Here is a 19211-nt window from a genome sequence, read left to right on the forward strand (position 1 = left end):
GAACGCGATCTGCTCTTCGGTGAACTTCGACTTCTTCATGGCGACGGGCCTCCTTGGGCCTGAGTGTCGCCGAATTTTCTAGTTCTGGCTGGTCCAAGTTATAGGGAGGAGGTCAAAGGTCTTGGTGCGCCCCGGCTTGACAGCTGCTTTGGCTTTGCTCACTTAGCGTCTCCCTGTATCCTTAGATGGATGGCCCCGTGGCACAATTGGATAGCGCGCGTCCCTCCTAAGGACGAGGTTGCTGGTTCGAACCCAGCCGGGGTCACCACTTTTTTGACAATCGGCATGAGTAGGCCGGTCGTTACCACAGACTCGCCACAGTCAGGCTGGACTTCAACGCAAAGCCTTGTCCTGCTTAGGTCTTAGTGTAGCGACGTTGTCCCTCCTAAGGGGAAGGTCGCCCGTTCGAATCGGGCCGGGGCCACCAGGACGGCATTGCGATTCTAGTGGCCGGTGACACTCGCTTCGTCCGCAATGCTGTTGAGCACCGCAAGCTGTTGTGCGGACAGGTGCAGCCCGGAGGCGGCAAGGTTTTCGCGCAGGTGGGGCACCGACGAAGTGCCTGCGATGACGAGAATATTGGGCGAGCGCTGCAGCAGCCAGGCGAGGGCGACCTGCTTCGGTGTGGCGCCTGCGTCCTTGGCGACCTGCGACAGCGCGTCCGATTGCACCGGCGAGAACCCCCCAGCGGGAAAAACGGGACGTAGGCCACGCCCTGGTCGTTGAGTGCGTCGATAAAGGCGTCGTCGTCGCGTTTGACCAGGTTGTAGTTATTCTGCACGCAGACGATCTTGGCCAGCTTTTCGGCCTCGTGATACTGGGCGGGCGTGATATTGCTCAGGCCGATATGGCGCACCAGTCCTTCGCGTTGCAGCTCGGCCAGACAGGCCACCGGCTCGGCGATCGCGCTGGTATCGGTGTCCATCAACGCGCCCAGGCGCAGGTTCACCACGTCCAGCGTTTCCAGGCCAAGACTGACCAGGTTGTCCTGCACCTGGCGTCTGAGGCTTGCAGGAGACCGGTCGGCATTCCAGGAGGCGTCACTGCCACGGCCGATGCCGATCTTGGTGACGATCCGCAACTCGTCGGCGTATGGGTGAAGTGCTTCGCGAATCAGCTGGTTGGACACATGCGGGCCGTAAAATTCGGCGGTGTCGATATGGTCGACGCCCAGGGCAACCGCTTCCTTCAACACGGCCAGCGCCGCGGCCTTGTCGCGGGGTGGACCCCACACATGCGCTCCGGGCAGCTGTATCGTGCCGTAGCCCATCCGCTTGATGGAGATGCCGGTACCGGGCAGGGTAAAGGTGCCGCCAAGACGTGTGTCGTTGTTCATTGCTGTTCCTAGAGGGGATGGGTGACGGGGCGCTGCGGTGGAACGTGGAGATGGCGCGGCCTGCGCGCGGGTAGTGCAGGTGACTTGATCTGAGAGCCCGGAAGCGGTGCGCTGGGGGACTGCCGTCTGACCGTGTGTGCAATCTAGGGCGGCCAGTCCTGCGCGAGAATCGGGCACAAATAGAGCGGATTGTACGGAAATTAGAACAATGAGCGGTCAGCTGAGCGATATGGAGAGCTTTGTCCGGGTTGCGCGCGCAGGCGGGTTCCGCGAGGCGGCAAAAAGCGCCGACGTGAGCGCGTCCAACCTGAGCGATGCGGTGAAGCGGATGGAAACGTGGCTGGGCGTACGGCTGTTTAACCGCACTACGCGCAGCGTGGTCTTGACCGATGCGGGGGAAGGCACTGTTGGCGCGCATCGAGCCTGCGCTGGTCGAACTCGATAGCGCAACGGAGGTCATCAGCGCTTTCCGGGACACGCCGGCCGGCACCTTGCGGCTCAACGTGCCGGTCAGTGCTGCGCGCCTGGTCCTGCCGCGGATTCTGCCGGCTTTCATGGCAGCCTATCCGGATATCAGCGTGGAAATCCTGACCGAAGAAAATTTTGTCGACGTCATCGCCGCAGGTTGCGATGCGGGCATCCGTTATGTCGAGCGTCTGCAGCAGGACATGGTGGCCCTGCCTATCGGCCCGCGCGTGCAACGCATCGCAACCGGGGCGTCGCCGCAGTACCTGGCGCGCCACGGACGGCCCCACCATCCGCGTGAGCTGCTCGACCACGATTGCATCCGTGGCCGCTTCCCCAGCGGCGCCATGGCGGACTGGGAATTCGAGCGGGACGGCGAGGTGGTCACCATCATCCTGCAGGGGCAGTTGCTGGTGGAGATCGGTGGCGGCAGCGATCTGGCCGTGCAATCAGCGGTGGCGGGGCAGGGAATCGTCCATTTGTTCGAGGAATGGCTGCAGCCCCACTTCGATGCCGGCGCCCTGGAACCGGTATTGCAGCCCTGGTGGCAGCCGTTCCAGGGCCCTTACCTGTATTACCCGAATCGCAACCTGTCGCCGCCGGCACTCAGGGCATTCATCGATTTTGTCAGGACGTTCGAAAACGACCCGGCGGGTGGGGCAATGCATGCTGCTCCTCTACCTACAGCCAGTGCAGCGAAACGGAGCGCGCAAGCTGCGCAGCGCAGGGCGCGCGACAAGCCGCCGTCCTAAACAGCCGCGTCTAATCATTTCGCAGCGGCGGCGGTGGCCATCGAGCATGTCGAAAAGGCCGCAATGGCCAGCATGCGGCGTAATGGGCGTCAGCGATGCCGTAGCACGCGGACACCGACCGGCTTGGCGAACTTGTCCATCGAGACGCTGGAGATGCGGCTGTGCCGAAGCAGGCTGCCCAACTGTTCGGTGGCGCCCAGGCGCTGGTCGACTTCCAGTTCGGCCACGGTGCGCGGGCGCTTGCGCTTGTCGGCGTTGGCAAAGCGCAGGCGGTTGTACTCCGCCCAGCCGACCGTGGTGACGGCGGCCATCAGCGCGATCACCGGCAGCGCGCCCAGCGCGAACGGGTCGATAGCATTGTGGCGCAGATACAGCTCGTTATAGGCACTGCGCAGGCCAAAGAACCAGGCAAGCAGCGTTGCCAGCGGTGCCCACAGGTAGAAATAGACCATCCACGCGCCGGCGGTAGCGGCGCCGTAGGCGAGACGGCGCGAGCGGCCCAGACGTTGCGGCAGGTTGATGATGGGCGGTGTCATTGAATTCCTCGGTCGGGACTTTTCCAGCGGGCACGCGTGTTGCGGCGTGCGATGAGGGCGCGGGGGAAGGCGATGACCGCAGTCATCATGCCGATCATCCAGAACGCAGCCGGGTACCAGATCACCCAGAAGAACTGGCGTGCCAGTCCTTTTTCGTAACGGCGTTCGATCATCAGGCTGGTGCCGAATTGCAGCAGGCAGACCACCGCCAGCACCAGGCCATGCCAGCGCGGCAGGATGGTGTCGACATACAGCGCAGGCGGCATCGCGATGAATTTGCCCAAGACCCACAACACGATGATGAAGAGCATCACGTAGGCCCAGATCAGGCTCAGCGCGTACTCCAGCAGGACCGCCCACATGCGACGGCTGCGCCAGGCCAGCGCGCGACGGCCATGGCTGAGCAGCACTTCGACGCCGCCGCGTGCCCAGCGCAGGCGCTGCATCCACAGGCCGCGGAAGGTTTCCGGCATCAGGATCCAGCACAGTGCGTTGGGTTCGTAGCGGATATCCCAGCCGTCCAGCTGCAGGCGCCAGGAGATGTCGATATCTTCGGTGACCATGTTGTCGGACCAGAAGCCGACGTGGTGCAGGGCCGAGCGACGGAACGCGCAGATCACGCCGGAGACGGTGAACAGGCGGCCGTATACGCGTTGCGCGCGCTTGATCAGCCCGACGATCGCGGAGAACTCGCCCACCTGCATGCGGCCCATCAAGGTGGTGCGGTTACGCACGCGCGGGTTGCCGGTGACACCGCCAACGCGTGGGCCGGACACCAGGTGGCCCACCATCCAGCGCGTGGCATTCGGGTCCAGGATCGCATCGGCATCCACGCACACCAGATAGTCCGAGCGCGCTGCCAGCGTGCCCACGCGCAGTGCGTTGGCCTTGCCGTGGTTCTGTTCCAGGTGCACTACCCGCAGGCGCGGATACTGGTGAGTGAGGTCGTCGAGCACTTCGGCGGTGCGATCGGTGCTGCCGTCGTTGATCGCGATGATCTCGAAGTCCGCATATTGCTGCGCGCTCATCGCCGCGATGGTCTCGGCCACGTGCTTGGCCTCGTTGTGGCAAGGCATCAGCAGCGACACGAACGGCTCGCTGGCCATCGGCGGCGGCTTGGACGGGCCCGGCGTGCCGCGTTCGCGTCGCAGGTAGTAGTAGATCCCGCCGATCATCCAGAAGAACGCCATGATGATCGGGTAGAAAAACGCAAAGTTGAACAGGGCGGCCAGTAAGAGGCTGGTCGTCATCGGTCATCGCTCGAGATAGGGGAATTGGCGGGCCGACATGGCTTCGCGCGCTTCGGGCAGAGACGGATGGCCGCCAATAAAATCGTCCGGGTAATACGCCAGGTGACGCACACCTGCCGCCAGCAGCAGTCTGGTCTGCGCCAGCAGCACGCCCTCGGGCAACGGTTTGCCGGTGCGCCAATCGACGGTCTGCAGTTCGAACATGGTCTTGTCGAAGCCGCGTGGGTGTTGCCCGACGCGCCTGGCCAGCTCGCTCAGCCACTGCTGCGGGTCGTCGGCATTTTCCATGTATGGCATCGCCATCAGCGCGGTGTAGTCGTAGGCGGCTGCAAAGGCATCCAGGCGCTGCGCAAACCAGGCCTCGCTGTGCGGCTTCAGTACCGGCTGCGCAAACAGGTTGCGCACCGTCACCAGCTTCGGGCGCCAACGTTCTGCGGCTGTCTTCAGCTGCTGGGTGAAGCCGATCAGCGCCTGGGTGCGTCGTGCCGGATCGCCGCCGCCATAGGCCGGCAGCTCGTCATCGCGCAGGTAGGCATCGTCGTGGAACAGCAGGCCTTCGAAGTAGGCATTGGCAGCGAGATCTTCGTAGATGTCGGCCACCAGTGCGCGCGTGCGCGGGTTGCTCGGATCCAGCCGCGGCACGTCCTTGGGGTCGTTGCCGCGGACCTGCAATGCGGCCTGTTGCTGCGCATCGGGCAGGTGGAAGCCAAGCACGGGCAACCAGGCGAACACACGCACGCCGGCGCGGGTACGCAGCTGCCAGGCGACGCGCCCGAACAGGTCCGCGCGCATCGGCAGATGCCGGTTGGGGAAATACAGCGCATCGGCGGCGCCATCGCCATCCGGGTCGGCGAAGGCCTGCAGGAACACATGACTCGGCCCGATGTCCTTGACGCGCTGGACCAGGATGTCGAGATTGCGCGCCAGCTGTGCGGGGTCCGGGTCGTAGACGTAGTCCAGATCGATCTGCATGGCGCGCAGGCCATCGCGCGACAGGTCGCGGCGCAACTCGCCGGCTAGGTCGCGCACATCGGGGTTGTTGAACAGCAACAAGCGCCCGAGGCTGGCCAGCGACTGGCCATCCACGCGGTCACGCCCCTGCTGGCCGATATCGGCTTCGTGCGAGCGGCCTTCCAGGTCGAAACTGAGCGTCATGCCCAACTGCGCGGCAATGGCGTTGCTGGCGCGGTTATAGGCGGCATACGGCCACACCATCGCGCGCGGCGGCTTGCCCAGATGCGCCACGATGGCATCGCGGCTATGGCGCAGGTCGGTCTCGATGCGCCGGCGATAGTCGGCTTCGTTTTCATAGCCGCTGTCTGCATGCCACTCGCGCGTCACCGCAGCAGGCGTCTGATTGCCGAACGGGTTGCCGGCGATGCCCTTGTGCAGGTCATCGCTATGCGAGCCGATTTCGACCAGGCCGCTATCCTGCATTTCGCGCAGTTGCGCCCAGGTCACGAAATCGTCGCCGGTGAAATCGCGTGGGCCGTAGGGCACGACCTTGCCTGCAGGCAGTTCGACCCAACTGGTCACCGGCGCAACGAGCGCGGGGTAGCCGTAGGCCTGCAACAACGGAAACACGCGGGTGTAGACGCTGCGCAAGCCATCGTCGAAGGTGAGCAACACCGGCCGCGACGGCAATGCGCGACGGCCGGCACGTGCGTCCAGCACCTGCTGCACGCTCACCGGGTGATATGCGTGCGAGCGCAGCCAGTCCAGATGCGCGGCAAAGTTGCTGGTGGACACCGCGTAGCGATCCGGGTCGCCCTTGGCCGCGACGTCGTCGCGAATATCGTGGTAGCTGAGCACCAGCAGACCCGCGTGTGCCGACGACGCAAACGTCATCAGCAGCAACGCGAGCAGCAATAGCGGCAGGCGGATCAAGGCGTACCTCCCCATCGGAAATCCAGGTCCAATCCAAGTTGGTGTTCGCGCCGGCCGTCGTAGACCGGGCGCGACCAGCTCACGCCATAGGTCAGTGCGCTGCCATCGCCCAGCGACCACAGATGCCGGTACGCCACGGCAGGAACCCATTGGCTGCCGAAGCCGGACTGGTAGGTCGGGCCGGCGGTCACGTCCAGGCGTTGCCGGAAGGCTGCGTCGTAGCGGCGCCAGCCGATCTGTTCGACGCGCACCCCTGCGGCCACGCTCGTGCTGCGACGCGGGTTGAAGTAGTCGACCACGCGGTCGTCGTGCGCACGCCCGGCCGAGGCGGCAAACAGCCCGTCGACCAGCACATGCGGGCTGGCCCACAGGCGTTGACTGCCCGAAAGATCGAGCTGATCGCGCCGGTTGCCGTCGCTGTAGCGCAGCTGGCGCGCCTGCAGCTCCCAGCGTGTTTCATCGCTTGGCGTCCAGCGCAACGTGGCGCCGATGCTGTCGCCGGTGATGCCCAGGCGACGGGCCTGCAACGAGGCGTCCGGATCGCGTGTCCGCCAGGCCACGCTGCCGTACCACGCATCGGAAAAGCGCCAACCCGCGTCCAGCGCCCAGGCGGTGCCACCGCGATCGAAATCGTCCAGCGCCCGGCCGCCGTACGCGCTGAGGTCCAGGCGGTCGTAGCGGTAATGCGTGCCGAGCCAGAAACTTCGGTAGCGCACACGGGTGTCCTGAAAGTCGGCCCAGTCGTCGCGCGCGCGCAGGCCCACTCGCCAGCGCTCGCCGAGCAGGGGCGATTCGGCTTCCAGCAGCGAACTGCCGAAATGGTTGCCGAGCGGCGAGATTGCCGTGGCGCTGTTGTCGTTATCGCTGCGTCCCCAGGCATGGCTCAGATGGACCTGCCACCCGCGCTGACGTTCCAGCGATGCCCCCAGCCGCTGCAGGCCGACATCGTCGGGATACTCGACGCGCAAGGCGGTGAACTGGGCATCGGCCAGGTCCAGGCGATCGAGGTCGCGCTGGTTTTCGACAATGCCACCGCGTGCCTGCTTTTGATGCGGGTCCAGCGTCAACGCTATCTGATTGCGTTGCAGCGCCTGCGTAGTATGGCCGCGGCGCGATTCGATGGATGCCAGCGCGGCCTGCAGTTCGGCGTTGTCCGGCCCGATGGCCACGCGTTCGCCCAGCAGCTGCTCCGCGCCGCGATTGTCGTTGGCTGCCGAGCGCGCGGTCGCCAGCGCAACGTCGGCGCTGAAGCGGTCCCAGTTTTCATAGCCGCTGGACGCACCGGCACGCCGTGGCCACGGCGCCTGGCTGGCCGCCAATCGTTCGAACAGCGGCATCGCCTGATCGAAGCGTTCCTGCTCCAGCAATGCATACCCCAGCAACACCTGCGTGCCGACGTCGTCGGGCGTGTGCTCAAGTGCTTCGCGCAGTATGCTCTCTGCCTCGGCGGGGCGGCGCAAGCCCATCAGCGAGTCGCCCACGGTAGGCCGCACGTAGCTCGGGACATCGACGCCGTCTGCGCGCAGCGCCTGGTAGTTCGCAACCACATCGCGATGGCGCTGACGCTGGTTGAGGGCGACCAGGCTGTCCACGCGCAGGCGCGTGGCTTCCCAGGCGACCTGCGGTGGCGCATCGCGTTGAATACGCGCCACATTGGCCAGCGCCTGGTCGGTCTCCGCGTAGCGGTGCGCGGCATCGACCGGCTCGGCACTGGCCCAACCAATCATGCGCGCCACGCGATCATTGTCGAGGCGCTCGCGCTCCTGCGGCGAAAACCAGTCCGGATGACGCCACACCGCTTCGGCAGCCAGCTGCGCGCTGCCCAGATCGCCAAGGGTGAGCGCACGCATCGTGTACGCCCCCCGGTCGCGCGGGTCGTTGCGCAGCACGCGTTCGTAGATGGCCAACGCGTCCGCATAGCGCTGCTGGCCGCGCAGTTGCTCGGCCTGCTGCATGGGTGTAAGGGCGGTGGAGGCGTCAGTCACGGCTGCCGGCCGCACTTCTCCGCTGCGCGCCAGAGGCACACATGCGGCAAACAGAGCGAGGCTGAGCAGGGGAGTGAGTGCGCCTGTGCGGTCAGGACGACCGCGCTGCACGTGTCGGTGCAAACAGGGAAAGGGGGGAATTCACAAGCAGTCCAGGCTATGAAGAGCGGCGATACTGCGTATGCCTATGTAAAGCGAGCGTCATCACGATGTTGATGGGATGTTCATCTGATGAGTTCGCTTGGTGCAAATGCGCAATCAGGCACAATTGTTTAGATGACACAACGTTGCTTTCTTACGCATCGCACGGCGTATTGCCGGTCACATCTTCGTGGTGACTGATTTGCTAAGTCAGACGTCAGAAAGGGGTTGTGTGCGCGTGGCAGGTAGCGGTTATGTCTGTTCGCGCTTTAACGATGGCAAGCGGTACATGGCTACTGCCATTTCGCCCCCCAATAGGAAATCGATAAGCAGGTGACCATGACGCGGCAAAAGTGGAAAAAATCTCAATGGTTTGGACTATTGGGCTGGCTGGCGCTGTGTTACGCCGTCGCCGGCTTGGGTGCTTTGGCGTCGATCCAGGCCGCCAGCTTCTATGCCGAGTTGCAGCGTCCAGCATGGGCGCCGCCGGGGTGGTTGTTCGGGCCGGTATGGACTGCGCTGTACGGGATGATGGCGGTGGCGGTCTGGTTGGTATGGCGGCGCGGGGGCTGGGCCGGGGCGCGCTTGGCTTTGCGCATGTTCATCTTGCAGCTGGCGCTCAACGGACTGTGGAGCTGGTTGTTCTTTGCGTGGCACATGGGTGCCTGGGCCTTCGCCGACATCGTGGTGCTGTGGCTGGCACTTGCGGCAACGATCGGCGTGTTTGCGAAGCGGAACTCGGTGGCCGCGTGGTTGTTGGTGCCCTATCTGGCATGGGTGAGCTTTGCGGCCGCGCTCAACTTTTCGGTCTGGCAACTCAATCCCCAGGTGCTTGGCTGAGCTCTGCGCTGGCCATGCTGATTTGCACCGATCGACGCAGCAATGGCCACGGTCTGTCACTTGATGCGAAGTGACCTGTTGCGAGACGCGCACCGGCACCGGCAGCGATCGCGATGCAATCGCGCGTAAGCGATCCGTCAGCTGCATCGCATTGGCCGGGTCGCACGACGACCCCATCCATGTTCGAAACCTGCGCAGCGCCACCTTCTGAGGTGGCTCGAAAAGTTTCCATAGCAATCAATTGCTTGCGTGCGCGCTGCTTAAATATTTGAGCCGCAAGGTTTTCTGCCCAGGGCTGTGGCAGCAGGCGCACGCCAATCCACGCACCGCTTGACAGGCCTCGGCCCGCTGATGTCTTTTGCAGGCATGGGTAACGCCTCCGCCACCGTTTCGCTTCTCTGCCAGCCGCTGTTGTGGGCAGGCACGGGCGTGGCCGGTATTACCACCACCATTACCACCGTCACTATTTGCCCGGTGCGGTCCGTCGTCTTCGCGTAACTTCCGAAAACAACGGCCCCGCACCCGGATCAGGATGCGGGGGCCTCCCTCTCACCTGAAGCGGACGGGGCCTCCCTAACGAGGTCTGTCGATGTCATCGCTTGCTGTTTCGCTCGACCCTGCCGCCGCGCCGGCGCCATCCCACCGCACCGTGGTGCACAAGTTCGGCGGCACGTCCGTCGCCGACGCCGAGCGGTATCGGCATGTTGCGCAGTTGTTGCTCGCCCGCGACGAGACGATGCAGGTCACCGTGGTGTCGGCGATGAAGGGCGTCACCGATGCCTTGATCGAACTGGCCGAACTGGCCGCAAGAGATCGCCCGGAGTGGCGCGAGCGCTGGCATGAAACCCGCGCGCGCCATCGCGGTGCGGCGGTGGCGTTGCTCGGCGAGCATTCCGGGCCAACGGTGGAATGGCTGGACGAGCGCTTCGAGCATCTGTCGCAGATCCTGGGTGCATTGGCGGTGATCGGCGAGTTGCCGCGTGAGGTACTGGACCGCGTGCAAGGTCTGGGCGAGGTGTATTCGGCGCAACTGCTGGGCGACCACTTCCGCGCCATCGGCGAAGACTGTGCGGTGCTGGACGCGCGCGACGTGCTGGTGGTCAATCGCGGTGAACTTGGTGTGGATGTGGATTGGGACGTCAGTGCGCAGCGCCTTGCCACGTGGCGGCAGGCGCATCCGCAAACGCGCGTGGTGGTGACGGGGTTTGTGGCGCGCGATCGTGCCGACCGCATCACCACGCTGGGGCGCAACGGCAGCGATTACTCGGGTGCGATCTTTGCGGCGCTGTTCAATGCGGACGAGCTGCATATCTGGACCGACGTAGATGGCGTGCTGTCCGCTGATCCGCGCGTGGTGCCCGAAGCGGTGCAACTGGAAACGCTGAGCTACGACGAGGCCTGCGAGCTGGCCTATTTCGGTGCGAAGGTGGTGCACCCGCAGACGATGTCGCCGGCCATCGAGCGTGGCTTGCCGATCATCATCCGCAACACCTTCCAGCCCGAACATCCGGGCACGCGCATCACCGCCAGCAGCGCGGTGAGCGGGCCGATCAAGGGGCTGACGCTGAGCCCGGATCTGGCGGTGCTCAATCTGGAAGGCACCGGCCTGATCGGTGTGCCGGGCACGGCCGAGCGCGTGTTTGCCGCGCTGCGCACGGCGCAGGTCTCGGTGGTGATGATCTCGCAGGGCTCGTCGGAGCATTCGATCTGTTGCGTGGTCAAGCAGCATGAGTCCGAGCGTGCGCGCAATGCGCTGTTGCAGGCGTTTGCACATGAACTCACGGTCGGCCAGGTGCAGCGCGTGCAGCTCACCACCGGCATCAGCGTGCTGGCGGCGGTGGGCGATGGCATGGCCGGGCAGCCGGGCGTTGCGGCGCGCCTGTTCGAGTCGCTGGGGCGCGCGCAGGTCAATATCCTGGCGATTGCGCAGGGCTCATCAGAGCGCAACATCTCGGTGGCCATCGATGCGGCGCATGCGACCAAGGCCTTGCGCGCGGCGCACGCCGGTTTCTGGTTGTCGCCTCAGACGTTCTCGGTGGGCGTGATCGGGCCGGGCAATGTGGGCGCTGCGTTGCTGGATCAACTGCGTATCGCGCAACCGCAATTGCTGGGCAAGGCCAACCTGGATCTGCGCCTGCGTGCCGTGGTCTCGCGCGGGCGCATGCTGCTGGATGAGCGCGGCCTGGTCGGCGACTGGCGCGATGCGTTTGCATCAGCCGCTACGCCGACCGACCTGGAGCGCTTCACCACGCATCTGCTGTCCGCGCATCTGCCGCACACGGTGATCATCGATTGCAGCGGCAGCGCCGAAGTGGCCGACCGCTACGCCGGCTGGCTGGCGGCCGGCATCCATGTGGTGACGCCGAACAAACAGGCCGGTTCCGGCCCGTTGGCGCGCTACGAGGCCATTCGCGCAGCGGCCGATGCCAGCGGCGCGCGCTTCCGTTACGAGGCAACCGTGGGGGCGGGCCTGCCGGTGATCACCACGCTGCGCGATCTGGTCGACACCGGCGATGCGGTGACCTCGATCGAAGGCATCTTCTCCGGCACGCTGGCCTGGCTGTTCAACAAATACGACGGCAGCGTGCCGTTCGCCGAACTGGTGACGCAGGCGCGCGGCATGGGCTATACCGAACCAGACCCGCGCGATGATCTGTCCGGCGTGGATGTGGCACGCAAGCTGGTGATCCTGGCGCGCGAAGCAGGGCGTGCGATAAGCCTCGAAGACGTGCAGGTCGAAAGCTTGGTGCCGGAAGCATTGCGCCAGGCCAGTGTGGACGACTTCATCGCGCGCCTGCCCGAGGTGGATGCGGCCTTCGCGCAGCGTCTGGCCGATGCGCGTGCACGCGGCAACGTGCTGCGCTACGTGGCGCAGCTGCCGCCCGACCGCGCGCCCAGCGTGGGCCTGGTCGAGCTGCCGGCCGATCACGCATTCGCCAACCTGCGTCTGACCGACAACGTGGTGCAGTTCACCACGCGCCGCTATTGCGAGAACCCGTTGGTGGTGCAGGGGCCGGGTGCCGGGCCGGAAGTGACCGCAGCCGGCGTGTTCGCCGATCTGCTGCGCGTGGCGGCGGGCGAGGGCGCGCGGCTGTGATGCAGGCAGTTGTCGGCCAGACCGGCCTGAGCCAAGCAACGTCGGCGCGTGCGCACAATAGTGATGGCGCTTCTGTCGGCAACCACGGGTTGCACGAAGCGCGCGCCTTCGCGCCGGCATCGGTTGCGAACGTGGCGGTGGGATTCGACCTGCTCGGTTACCCGATCGATGGCGTCGGCGACACCGTCACCGTGCGCCGCATCGAAGAGCCGACAGTGCGCATCGCGGCGATTCGCGGCACGACCGTGGCGCTACCACTGGATGCCGAACGCAATACCGCAGGCGCTGCGTTGATGTCGCTGCGCGCCGCCTTACAGCTGCCTTACGGGTTTGAAATCGAGATCGACAAGGGCATTGCGCTGAGCTCGGGCATGGGGGGCTCTGCTGCCTCGTGCGTGGCGGCGTTGGTGGCGGCAAACGCGCTGCTGGCCTCGCCGCTGGACCACCACCAGCTCTACCAGCACGCGCTCGATGGCGAAGCGGTGGCCAGCGGCAGCCGGCATGGCGATAACCTGGGGCCGCTGTTTTTGGGCGGACTGGTGTTGTGCACGCTGGAACGTCTGGTACCGATCGCGGTACCGGCCGCCTGGCATAGCTTGCTGGTGCATCCTGATGCAGCGCTGGAAACGCGGCGCGCGCGCGAGGCCCTGGCCGGGGCGTATCAGCTGCGCGAGTTTGTCGCGCAGAGCACCAACCTGGCCCTGGTGCTGGCCGGTTGCCATGCCGGCGACGCGAGTCTGGTACGCGCCGGCCTGCGCGATGTGCTGATCGAGCCGCGTCGTGCACCATTGATTGCCGGCTTCGCGCAGGCCAAGCAGGCAGCGCTGGAGCACGACGCGCTGGGTGCCAGCATTTCCGGCGCCGGGCCAAGCGTGTTTGCCTGGTTCGAATCGCGCGCCGCTGCAGACGCTGCAGCACCGGCAGTGCAGGCCAGTTTTGCTGCCGCCGGTTTCGATAGCCAGGCGTGGGTATCGCCCATCGCCAGTCCTGCGGCGCGGTTGCTCGGATGACGCTCCCTGCCTGCCTGCCGCTTGCACTGGCTGTGCGCTGTCGCGCCAGGCGTTACGGCGCTGCGCTTGCCTTACGCGACCACCACTTCGCTGATCTGCGTCACCGGCGTGAGGTCGGTGTAGTTGGCGATATCGCCGAGGATCTCGGCCGCGTGCGGGCCAAAGCTCGCGTTGAAGGCCTCCACCGAATCGCAATAGATGTGGCACATGCCGATGAAGGCCGGGGGGCTGCCGGCTTCGCCACCGCTGATGCCTTTGTCCACGGTGTATTTCAGACAGGCCGCGCCCATGCGCGCGCTCACCAGCGGCATGTGCTGGTCGCGGTAGTAGGCGTGGTCGAAGCGCGCGCCTTCGCGGTAGGGGTACATCACGCTGACCTTGATCATCTGCCGGCTCCACGGAAAGGTGCGCGCAGCATAGCGCCGCGCCCGCGGTGGCGGATGACGCGCAGGACACGCACCCGCACTGCGCCACTCCCGTGTCTTTCCTCATCTCTGTTATCGCCGGGCAGCGCCCGGTCTCCCTTTTGCCTGGAGTCACGCTGATGTTCATTTCCACCCGTGGCGGCGCGCCTGCCGCAAGCCTGAGCCAGGCCATCGCTGCCGGGCTGGCGCCCGATGGCGGCCTGTATGTGCCGCAGTCGCTGCCGCCAGCGCGCACGCTGACGGCTGGCGTCGAGCTGGCGACCACTGCCAGCGCGCTGCTGCAACCGTTTTTTGAAGGCGATGCACTGGCGGCGGAACTGCCGGCCATCTGCGCCGAGGCGTTCGATTTCCTTGCGCCGTTGGTGCCGTTGGCCACGCCCGGCGATTACGCGCTGGAGCTGTTCCATGGGCCGACCGCCGCGTTCAAGGATTTCGGGGCACGCTTTCTGGCCGCCTGCCTGACCCGCCTGCGCCGGCACGAAGATCGTCCGCTCACCATCCTGGTGGCCACCTCCGGCGATACCGGCGCGGCGGTGGCGGCGGCCTTTCATCGGCAGCCGGGCCTGCGCGTGGTGGTGCTGTACCCGGATGGCCGGGTGTCGCCGCGGCAGGCGCATCAGCTGGGGTGCTTTGGCGACAACATCCAGGCCCTGCGCGTGGCCGGCTCGTTCGACGACTGCCAGGCGATGGTCAAGCAGGCCTTGAACGATGCGTCGCTGCAGGCGCAGGTGCCGCTGAGTTCGGCCAACAGCATCAGCCTGGGGCGGCTGCTGCCGCAGATGAGCTACTACGCGCATGCGGCCCTGCAGCACCATGCGGCCTCTGGTAGCGCGCTGAACCTGGTGGTGCCCACCGGCAACCTGGGCAACGGGCTGGCCGCGATCCTGGCGCGTGCGCTGGGGGTACCGTTGGGCACGATCGCGCTGGCGTCCAACGCCAACCACGTGCTGCCGGACTACTTCGCCGGCGACGACTACGCTCCGCAGCCCAGCGTGGCGACCCTGGCCAATGCCATGGACGTGGGAGCGCCGAGCAACTTCGAGCGCCTGCGCTGGCTGTATCGCGGCGACGACGCCGCGCTACGCGAGGCGTTCCGTGCCTTGTCGGTGGACGATGCGGCCATCCGCCATACCATCCAGCAACGCTACGCGCGCTATGGCGAGGTGCATTGCCCGCATACCGCCACCGCGGTGCATGTGCTGGAGCAATTGCGCGCGGAGGGCGCCGAGGGCGTGACGGGTGACTGGGCCGTGGCTGCCACGGCGCACCCGGCCAAGTTCGAGGCCGTGGTGGAGCCGCTGATCGGTCGCGGGGTCGAGGTGCCGCCGGCGCTGGCGGCGCTGCTGCAACGCCCGGCGCATGCCGAGGCGCTGCCGCCGGACTACGCGGCGTTCCGGCAGCGCCTGCTTGCGGACGTGGCCTGAGCCGAACGCGTTCAGCCGGCCGGGGTTGGAAAGTGCCGCGCTTGGGGCTATTTGTAGCGGGTGCGGCCCCGGCGTGGTGCCGCGTCTGATGTGGGTTGCTGCATGTCTTATCGAGTGATTGCCGTTGCCGCCGCGCTCTGCGGGTGGGCAACGGCTGGGACGGCCATGGCGGCCGATGCCATGTCTGGCTCTGCGGTGCCGCCGTTGGGCGCACTGCGTGCCGGCCTGATCGATGCCCTGGCGCGTCAGGCGCCATCGCTGGACCGCCAGGTGCTGGCGCTGGCCACCGAGGCCTTGCAGTGCGCGCGGCAGCGCCAGCAGGTGGGCGCCGAGCGGGTGCTCAGCGTCATCGATTACAGCCGGCCCTCGACCGAACGCCGCTTATGGGTGTTCGATCTGGACCGGCAACGCTTGTTGTTCCAGGAGTGGGTGGCGCACGGGCGCAACACGGGCGAGAACCTGGCGGCGAAGTTTTCCAATGCCGACGGCAGTTTCCAGTCCAGCCTGGGTGCATTTACCGCACAGGAGTCGTATACCGGCCACAACGGCTACTCGCTGCGGCTCAAGGGCCTGGAGCCGGGCTTCAACGACCATGCGCGCGACCGCGCCATCGTCATCCACGGCGCGCCCTACGTCAGCGAAGCCATCATCCGCAGCCAGGGCCGGCTGGGCCGGAGCCTGGGCTGCCCGGCCGTGCGGCCGGCGGTGGCCCGGCAACTGATCGATACCTTGCGCGAGGGTGCCTTCGTGTTTGCCTACTACCCGGACCGCGCTTGGTTGCGTCAATCGCAACTGCTGAGCAGCGGTTGCGGCGGGTCGGTGGCGGGGACGGTGGCCGGGCGCTGACTGACGGCGTGCGGGGTGGCAGCGGCAGGCAGCTTGCGATCAGCGTGAGGCGCAGCGGCGCTGTCGGTCCGCCCTCACACCGTATCGCCGGCCAGGCTGCGCAACGCGGCGTAATCCAGAATCTGCACCAGGTGCAGCTGCGGTAGCGCGATCAGCTGCTGCTGCCGCAGCTTGGTGAAGGTGCGGCTCACCGTTTCCATGGTCAGCCCGAGATGGTCGGCGATGTCGCCGCGGCTCATCGGCAGCGCCACGGTGTCGCCGCTGGCGCCTGGCTGGCTGGAGCGTGCGGCCAGGCGGAGCAGAAAGTGCGCCAGCCGTTCGCTGGGCTGCAGGCGTGCCAGTAGCAGGCCGGTGTCCTGTGCGGCGGCCAGTTCCATGCTGGCGCGTTGCAGCAGCTTGCGCTCCAGCTGCGGGTAGCGATCGCGCAACTGCCGCATCTGCGCCAGCGGCGTGCGGCATACGCGGCTCTCGACGATGGCCTCGATGTCGTGGCGGTGCTGCGGGGTTTCGGTCAGCCCCACGTAGTCGCCGGGCAGCACGAAGCCGGTGATCTGGCGGCGCCCGTCGGCCAGGGTGCGCACCATGCGCAGGGCGCCGGAGGTGACGGTGTAGACGTGGTGGCGTGCCTCGCCGGCGCGCACCAGGGTGCTGCCCGGGGAATAGCCCGAGGCGCTGGTGACTTGCTCGAGTGCGTCCATTTCCTGTGCCGACAAGGCCGCGCAGACCGCGCGGCCGCGCACCGCACAGAGCGTGCAATCGGAATGACGTGCGTCGCTGCCGGCCGCCGCGCTTGGGGTCGGGCAGGTCACGCTGAGGTCTGAAAGCTGCCGGTACATGGGTCACGCACTGCCTGGGACGCGTGTGAATGATACGCCATGCGGTCAGCGCGGCCGCCCAACCGGTAGAATTGCCGGCTCGCCCCCAGTCGTCATGCAGGAGTTTCGCTCGTGATCAAGCCCCGTACGCCGCCCGGCATCATGGAATTGCTGCCACGCGAGCAGATCGCGTTCCAGCGCATGCTGGACGTCATCCGCCGCAATTACGAGCGGTTCGGGTTCCTGCCGGTCGAAACGCCGGTGTTCGAGCTGTCCGATGTGTTGCTGACCAAATCCGGCGGCGAGACCGAGCGCCAGGTGTACTTCGTGCAGTCCACCGGTGCGCTGGCCAATGCCGCCGCTGCGGCCGACGAAGGCGGCGAGGGCGGGCTGCCTGAGCTGGCGCTGCGTTTCGACCTGACCGTGCCGCTGGCGCGGTACGTGGCCGAGCACGAGCACGACTTGAGCTTCCCGTTCCGTCGCTACCAGATGCAGCGCGTGTATCGCGGCGAGCGTGCGCAGCGCGGGCGTTTCCGCGAGTTCTACCAGTGCGACATCGACGTCATCGGCAAGGACGCGTTGAGCATCCGCTACGACGCCGAGGTGCTGGCGGTGATCCACGCGGTGTTCGCCGAGCTGGGCATCGGCGACTTCAAGGTGCAGTTGAACAACCGCAAGCTGCTGCGCGGCTTCTTCGAAAGCCTGGGCGTGGCCGAGGGCGAGCTGCAGCTGGCGGTGCTGCGCGAGGTCGACAAGATCGACAAGCGGGGCGCCGATTACGTGCGCGACACGCTGACGGGCGAGGGCTTCGGCATTGCCGCCGAGCAGGTTGCCAAGATTCTCGCCTTCGTGGCGGTGCGCTCGAACGGGCACGCCGATGCGCTGGCGCGGCTGCAGGCGCTGGAAGCCTCGGTCGACGCCAGTGCCACGCTGGGCGAGGGCATTGCCGAATTGCGCGAAGTGCTGGAGCTGGTCAAGGCGTTGGGCGTGCCGGAGAGCGCGTACTGCCTGAATTTCTCCATCGCGCGCGGGCTGGACTACTACACCGGCACCGTGTACGAGACCACGCTCACCGACCACCCGCAGATCGGCTCGATCTGCTCGGGCGGCCGTTACGACAGCCTGGCCAGCCATTACACCAAGTCCAAGTTGCCGGGCGTGGGCATCTCGATCGGCCTGACCCGCCTGTTCTGGCAGCTGCGCGAGGCCGGCCTGATCCAGGGCATCGCCGAAAGCAGCGTGCAGGCCATGGTGGCGCTGATGGACGAAACCCGCCTGGACGACGCGCTGGATATCGCGCGCCGGCTGCGTATCGGTGGCATCAACACCGAAGTGCAGATGGAGCCGAAGAAGGTCGGCAAGCAATTCCAATACGCCGCCCGTGCCGGCATCCGCTTCGTGGTGCTGGCCGGCGACGACGAGCTGGCACGCGGCGTGGTGGCAGTGAAGGACCTGGTACGCGAGCAGCAGTTCGACGTCGCCCGCGACGAACTGGCGAGCACCTTGCAGGTGGAGCTGGAGCAGGCCAAGGTGATGCCGTAAGGCAGGGTAGTCGTCGCTGGTTTTTCAGTGGCCGGCGCACGCAATTCAGCCTGTGAACTGTGGGCGGTGCTGCACAGGTCTCGCCCCCATCCGCCCTACGGGCACCTTCCCCCGCAGGCGGGAGAAGGGCAGCGGGTCTTCGCCGCGGTCTAGACGGCTTGCGTTGCTCCCTTCTCCGATGGACGGGAGAAAGGCAGCGGGTGTCCTCGGCACCCGAGACGCAGTGCTTTGCTCCCTTCTCCCGTTGACGGGAGAAGGTGGCGCGCAGCGCCGGATGAGGGGGCTTTAGGGCTTTCCTGCAACTTAGCTGAGAGGCCGGGACGCAACGCCTCACCCAGGCAGCAGCTCGGGCACCTTCCCCGCAGGCGGGGCAGGGCGGCTTGTTCGGCCATCCTTGCAGCAACGCGAGAGCAGGCGAGCGCAACGCCGCATGACGGCACACCAACCGAACCGTCCCACTGTCACCACCGCAGCAGGTGACAAGCGCCACTGTTTGCGTTAATGTACTAGCACGCTATTACATTAACGCGATGAAACAACGACCAGCCCCCCGCGAAAGTACCGACGTGGCCGCCTCCCTCAAGATGCTGGCCGACGCACTGGCCTGCCTGACCGCGCCCGGTGCGGTCGAAGCCTTCCTGCGCGATCTGTGCACACCCGCCGAACTGGAAGCCATGGGCGACCGCTGGCGGGTGGTGCCCTTGCTGGTCAAGGGCGTGCCGTATCGCGAGATCCACGAGCTGACCCAGGTCAGCGTGACCACCATCGGGCGCGTTGCGCGCACGCTGGAACATGGCGCCGGCGGCTACGCCGAGGCCCTGCGCGAGCAATCGTCGCGCCCTGTCGAATCCCACTGAGAG

14 protein-coding genes, 1 tRNA gene and 1 pseudogene are annotated in these 19211 nt (G+C 66.3%); 9 read left to right on the plus strand and 7 right to left on the minus strand.

Going from position 1 to position 19211, the window contains the following annotated elements; all coding sequences use genetic code 11:
• Positions 1–191: 191 nt before the first annotated feature.
• Positions 192–268, plus strand: a tRNA-Arg gene (locus OZ10_RS06060).
• Between the two features lie 117 nt (positions 269–385).
• Here OZ10_RS06060 and OZ10_RS06065 read toward each other — a convergent pair.
• On the minus strand, positions 386–1336 hold the full coding sequence (locus OZ10_RS06065) for an oxidoreductase (RefSeq protein WP_425598930.1): 951 nt from the start codon (positions 1334–1336) through the stop codon (positions 386–388).
• 229 nt (positions 1337–1565) lie between these two features.
• Between OZ10_RS06065 and OZ10_RS06070 the strand changes: the two are divergent.
• Positions 1566–2433, plus strand: a pseudogene (locus OZ10_RS06070) (LysR family transcriptional regulator); the annotation flags it as partial.
• A gap of 209 nt (positions 2434–2642) precedes the next feature.
• Here OZ10_RS06070 and pgaD read toward each other — a convergent pair.
• The 4 genes from pgaD to pgaA are packed head-to-tail and all read right to left on the minus strand — an operon-like array spanning position 2643 to position 8181.
• A complete protein-coding gene (pgaD, locus tag OZ10_RS06075; RefSeq protein WP_039564160.1) occupies positions 2643–3089 on the minus strand; it encodes a poly-beta-1,6-N-acetyl-D-glucosamine biosynthesis protein PgaD in 447 nt (148 codons plus the stop codon).
• Complete coding sequence (gene pgaC, locus OZ10_RS06080) at positions 3086–4339, minus strand: poly-beta-1,6-N-acetyl-D-glucosamine synthase (RefSeq protein WP_039410187.1); 1254 nt, start codon at positions 4337–4339, stop codon at positions 3086–3088. The genes pgaD and pgaC overlap by 4 nt, the downstream gene beginning before the upstream one ends.
• Before the next feature lie 3 nt (positions 4340–4342).
• Complete coding sequence (gene pgaB / locus OZ10_RS06085) at positions 4343–6241, minus strand: poly-beta-1,6-N-acetyl-D-glucosamine N-deacetylase PgaB (protein ID WP_039564162.1); 1899 nt, start codon at positions 6239–6241, stop codon at positions 4343–4345.
• A complete protein-coding gene (gene pgaA / locus OZ10_RS06090; protein WP_039564163.1) occupies positions 6223–8181 on the minus strand; it encodes a poly-beta-1,6 N-acetyl-D-glucosamine export porin PgaA in 1959 nt (652 codons plus the stop codon). Before pgaA ends, pgaB begins: the two co-directional genes overlap by 19 nt.
• 510 nt (positions 8182–8691) lie before the next feature.
• On the opposite strand from pgaA, the gene OZ10_RS06095 reads away from it, so the two are divergent.
• The 3 genes from OZ10_RS06095 to OZ10_RS06105 all read left to right on the plus strand — a co-directional run bounded on the left by OZ10_RS06095 (position 8692) and on the right by OZ10_RS06105 (position 13299).
• The gene (locus OZ10_RS06095; protein WP_039564164.1) at positions 8692–9192 is read left to right on the plus strand and encodes a TspO/MBR family protein; all 501 of its coding nucleotides are present in this window, start codon (positions 8692–8694) and stop codon (positions 9190–9192) included.
• A gap of 589 nt (positions 9193–9781) precedes the next feature.
• A complete protein-coding gene (thrA, locus tag OZ10_RS06100; protein ID WP_039564166.1) occupies positions 9782–12289 on the plus strand; it encodes a bifunctional aspartate kinase/homoserine dehydrogenase I in 2508 nt (835 codons plus the stop codon).
• Positions 12289–13299 (plus strand): homoserine kinase, encoded by a 1011-nt coding sequence (locus OZ10_RS06105; RefSeq protein WP_039410201.1) that lies wholly within the window; start codon positions 12289–12291, stop codon positions 13297–13299. The genes thrA and OZ10_RS06105 overlap by 1 nt, the downstream gene beginning before the upstream one ends.
• A 71-nt stretch (positions 13300–13370) precedes the next feature.
• Here OZ10_RS06105 and OZ10_RS06110 read toward each other — a convergent pair whose 3' ends face one another.
• Entirely contained in the window at positions 13371–13685 is a 315-nt protein-coding gene (locus tag OZ10_RS06110) for an EthD family reductase (protein ID WP_039410203.1), read from the minus strand.
• Positions 13686–13843: 158 nt separating this feature from the next.
• Here OZ10_RS06110 and thrC point away from each other — a divergent pair, with 158 nt between their 5' ends.
• The gene (gene thrC / locus OZ10_RS06115) at positions 13844–15148 is read left to right on the plus strand and encodes a threonine synthase (protein ID WP_039564171.1); all 1305 of its coding nucleotides are present in this window, start codon (positions 13844–13846) and stop codon (positions 15146–15148) included.
• A gap of 102 nt (positions 15149–15250) precedes the next feature.
• A complete protein-coding gene (locus OZ10_RS06120) occupies positions 15251–15994 on the plus strand; it encodes a murein L,D-transpeptidase catalytic domain family protein (RefSeq protein ID WP_039410210.1) in 744 nt (247 codons plus the stop codon).
• A gap of 74 nt (positions 15995–16068) precedes the next feature.
• On the opposite strand, the gene OZ10_RS06125 is transcribed toward OZ10_RS06120, so the two are convergent.
• Entirely contained in the window at positions 16069–16734 is a 666-nt protein-coding gene (locus OZ10_RS06125; RefSeq protein ID WP_202902985.1) for a Crp/Fnr family transcriptional regulator, read from the minus strand.
• A 207-nt stretch (positions 16735–16941) separates the two neighbouring features.
• Between OZ10_RS06125 and hisS the strand changes: the two genes are divergently transcribed.
• Together hisS and OZ10_RS06135 are read left to right on the plus strand one after the other, a co-directional pair.
• The gene (hisS, locus tag OZ10_RS06130; RefSeq protein ID WP_039410215.1) at positions 16942–18351 is read left to right on the plus strand and encodes a histidine--tRNA ligase; all 1410 of its coding nucleotides are present in this window, start codon (positions 16942–16944) and stop codon (positions 18349–18351) included.
• Between the two features lie 530 nt (positions 18352–18881).
• Positions 18882–19208, plus strand: a complete 327-nt coding sequence (locus OZ10_RS06135) for a YerC/YecD family TrpR-related protein (RefSeq protein WP_039410218.1) — start codon at positions 18882–18884, stop codon at positions 19206–19208.
• The last annotated feature ends 3 nt before the right edge of the window (positions 19209–19211 follow it).

Source organism: Xanthomonas cannabis pv. cannabis, from assembly GCF_000802365.1.
Classification (GTDB): domain Bacteria; phylum Pseudomonadota; class Gammaproteobacteria; order Xanthomonadales; family Xanthomonadaceae; genus Xanthomonas; species Xanthomonas cannabis.

Coding starts and splice junctions, on each gene's coding strand:
- OZ10_RS06065 (WP_425598930.1), bottom strand. CDS start 1,336: ATGAACAACGACACACGTCTTGGCGGCACCTTTACCCTGCCCGGTACC.
- pgaD (WP_039564160.1), bottom strand. CDS start 3,089: ATGACACCGCCCATCATCAACCTGCCGCAACGTCTGGGCCGCTCGCGC.
- pgaC (WP_039410187.1), bottom strand. CDS start 4,339: ATGACGACCAGCCTCTTACTGGCCGCCCTGTTCAACTTTGCGTTTTTC.
- pgaB (WP_039564162.1), bottom strand. CDS start 6,241: ATGGGGAGGTACGCCTTGATCCGCCTGCCGCTATTGCTGCTCGCGTTG.
- pgaA (WP_039564163.1), bottom strand. CDS start 8,181: ATGCAGCAGGCCGAGCAACTGCGCGGCCAGCAGCGCTATGCGGACGCG.
- OZ10_RS06095 (WP_039564164.1), top strand. CDS start 8,692: ATGACGCGGCAAAAGTGGAAAAAATCTCAATGGTTTGGACTATTGGGC.
- thrA (WP_039564166.1), top strand. CDS start 9,782: ATGTCATCGCTTGCTGTTTCGCTCGACCCTGCCGCCGCGCCGGCGCCA.
- OZ10_RS06105 (WP_039410201.1), top strand. CDS start 12,289: ATGCAGGCAGTTGTCGGCCAGACCGGCCTGAGCCAAGCAACGTCGGCG.
- OZ10_RS06110 (WP_039410203.1), bottom strand. CDS start 13,685: ATGATCAAGGTCAGCGTGATGTACCCCTACCGCGAAGGCGCGCGCTTC.
- thrC (WP_039564171.1), top strand. CDS start 13,844: ATGTTCATTTCCACCCGTGGCGGCGCGCCTGCCGCAAGCCTGAGCCAG.
- OZ10_RS06120 (WP_039410210.1), top strand. CDS start 15,251: ATGTCTTATCGAGTGATTGCCGTTGCCGCCGCGCTCTGCGGGTGGGCA.
- OZ10_RS06135 (WP_039410218.1), top strand. CDS start 18,882: ATGAAACAACGACCAGCCCCCCGCGAAAGTACCGACGTGGCCGCCTCC.